General features: G+C 61.6%; 2 protein-coding genes. Both read right to left on the bottom strand.

The features are described from left to right. Positions 1-19: 19 nt before the first annotated feature. A complete protein-coding gene (locus tag JV201_RS22445; RefSeq protein ID WP_219406061.1) occupies positions 20-529 on the bottom strand; it encodes a hypothetical protein in 510 nt (169 codons plus the stop codon). Between the two features lie 135 nt (positions 530-664). Then, a partial coding sequence (locus JV201_RS22440; protein ID WP_257903252.1) for an MFS transporter occupies positions 665-2,056 on the bottom strand: 1,392 nt, incomplete at its 5' end.

The raw sequence follows: 2,056 nt of genomic DNA, 5'->3' as shown, positions 1-2,056 counted from the left end.
GGGTTTGTATTGTCTGGGCTTAGATCGCAGCCAGGGTTTCTTTCACGTTCTGCGCCTGCGGGTCAGCCGTCTTCGCCGCTACCTGCTGCGTCTGCTGCTCTTTCAGGCGTTCTGCAACTTCCTTGGAAATAGCATCCTGCTTGTCCTGAGGCATGTTCTTCACATCATCCTCGGTCAAACCCTGTTCCTTGAGCAGTTGCTCGCGGATGCGCTCAGCCGGGCTTTTCTTCATGTAGTCGGTGAAGTCACTGCGGGCCGACGTGGTGGAGTCAGTCTTGGCCGTATCGGTGGTCGAGGCGGTTGCGGTGGTGGCTTGCAACTGCACACGGGTCTTGGCGAAGGCGGCATTGATGTTGTCGGCAGTGGCGTCGGCCGCTGCCTGTGTGGTCGATACAGTCGTAGTGCCCTGTTGCACGTTTTGCGCGGCACCGCTGTACAGCGCGCTGGCCGCGGCGTTGGCCGGGTCCATGTCTGCGCGCTTGATGCGTTGGATCATCGACTGAGCCTGGGGATTGTTGTTGATCAGCATGATCAGGACACCTGTGGATGTGGGCGGTGCCACAGGTGGAGCAATTAGCGTGCCCAGTGGTATGGCCCCGTGTTTACGGGGCTTTGGGCCGCTACCGTCGGCAAGCGTTGGCGTGCCGACGGCCATTGTTTGCCGCTAGTGGGCAATGTTCTCCAGCGCCAGGTTGCGGGTGCGCGGGCCGAACCAACTGATGGTGATCATCACGATCAACATGCTGCTGGCGATAAACGCCAACACGCCGGGCGTGCCGAGGTGTTCGAGGATCACGCCGATCAACAGGCTGCTGAACACCGTCGACAACCGGCTGAACGAATAGCAGAAACCCACCGCCCGGGCGCGGATGTTGGTGGGGAACAGTTCGCTCTGGTAGGAGTGATAACTGAAACTCAGCCAGGCGTTGCAGAAGGTGATCATCACCCCGCAGATCACCAGGCCCACGGCGGTGGTTTGCAGCGCGAACAAACTGCCGAAGATCACCGCGCCGAGCGCCGAGCCGACAATCTGCCATTTGTTCTCAAACCGGTTCGCCACCTTCACAAACAGCAGCGGCCCCAACGGGTAGGCGAGGGTGATGATGAAGGCATAGCCCAGGCTGTGAGTGACGCTCACGCCCTGGCCCGAGAGCAGGGCCGGCAGCCAGTTGCCGAAGCCAAAAAAACCGATGGCCTGGAACACATGAAACACAATCAGCATCAACGCCCGGCGCCGGTACGGCGGTTGCCAGATATCGGCGAAGCGCCCTTGGCCCTGCACGCTGACGGCTTGCGGTTCCGGCTCATCGAGTGGCTTGCCGTGGTCTTTCCGGCAGCGCGCTTCGAGGTTGTCCATGATCTGCCCGGCTTCCTCGAAACGGCCTTTTTGTGCGAGCCAGCGCGGCGATTCCGGCAGGCGCTTGCGCAGTTGCCAGATAAACAGCGCAAATACCGCACTGCTCACCACTACCCAGCGCCAGCCGGAAATCCCGAACGGTGCCTGGGGTACCAGCCACCACGACATCAACGCCACCGCCGGCACCGACAGGAACTGGATGAAAAACGCAAAGGCAAACGCCGAGCTGCGCATGCGCTTGGGCACCAGTTCCGAGAGGTAGGCGTCGATGGTCACCAGCTCGATGCCCAAACCAATGCCCACCAGGAAGCGCATGCAGATGATGCCCAGGGCGGAGGTCTGGATACCCATCAACACGGTGGCGACGGTGTACCAGATCAACGCAAAGGTGAAGATCGCCCGGCGCCCGTAGCGGTCGGCAATCGGGCTGAGCAGGCTGGCGCCGAGGAACAGGCCGAGAAAGGTCGCCGAGGCAAAGGCCGCCTGGTCGGAGAAACCGAATACGCCCTGGCTGCCGGTGTGGAAAATCCCGTCGCTGATCAAACCAGGGCTGATGTAGGCCGTCTGGAACAGGTCGTACAGCTCGAAAAAGCCGCCAATCGACAGTAGCGCCACCAGACGCCAGACCGTGGCAACGGCGGGCAGCCGGTCGATGCGTGCGCTGATATGCGCGGCGCGGATCGGGTCGATGCCGTCTGC

It is taken from the genome of Pseudomonas sp. Colony2 (genome assembly GCF_019382755.1).
Classification (GTDB): domain Bacteria; phylum Pseudomonadota; class Gammaproteobacteria; order Pseudomonadales; family Pseudomonadaceae; genus Aquipseudomonas.
The sequence above is the reverse complement of the archived record's forward strand: the minus strand, read 5'-3'. Positions and strand labels throughout refer to the sequence as shown.

Excerpts from the sequence above, each read along its gene's own strand:
- JV201_RS22445 (WP_219406061.1), bottom strand. The coding sequence starts at position 529 with ATGCTGATCAACAACAATCCCCAGGCTCAGTCGATGATCCAACGCATC.